This window comes from Mesorhizobium sp. M1A.F.Ca.ET.072.01.1.1 (genome assembly GCF_004023325.1).
Lineage (GTDB): Bacteria > Pseudomonadota > Alphaproteobacteria > Rhizobiales > Rhizobiaceae > Mesorhizobium.
In genome coordinates this window covers 1-402 of the sequence record NZ_RZSF01000785.1, presented here as the reverse complement: position 1 = coordinate 402, position 402 = coordinate 1, and the positions used below count along the sequence as shown (strand labels likewise).

Annotated in this window: 1 pseudogene; it reads right to left on the bottom strand. The window is 60.9% G+C overall.

Annotation, left to right across the window (positions count from 1 at the left end):
* Positions 1–200 precede the first annotated feature (200 nt).
* Positions 201–402, bottom strand: a pseudogene (locus EOA32_RS38020) (FAD-dependent oxidoreductase); the annotation flags it as partial.

Sequence of the window (402 nt, the reverse complement as noted above, 5' to 3'; positions counted from 1 at the left end):
GAGGTCGGCTTCGGCGAGAACGCCCCGATATCGGCCGTGGCGAGGTCGTGGAAAGTCGAAAGATCGATCAAATTGGGCTCCATGAAATGCTGATCCGCAATAGAGCAATTCCAGGAAAAGTGTGAACGGTTTTCCGTCCGGAATTGCGTCAAAACAATGAGTTAGAGCAGGCCGCCGTTTCCGTGAAACGGGGAACTGCTCTAGTGGCCGGTGATGGCGTCAGCCAGGGCGGCAAGCTTCGAGGTGTGCGAAAGCCCGGCGGCTTCGCGGCGATCGGCGAGATGGTAGAGCTGGTACATCGAATGGACGCCGAGCCAGCGGAAGGGCTCCGGCTCCCAGCGCCGCACCTTGCGGTTGACCCAGGGCAGGCGCGTCAGTTCCGTGTCCTGGCCGAGGATCAGG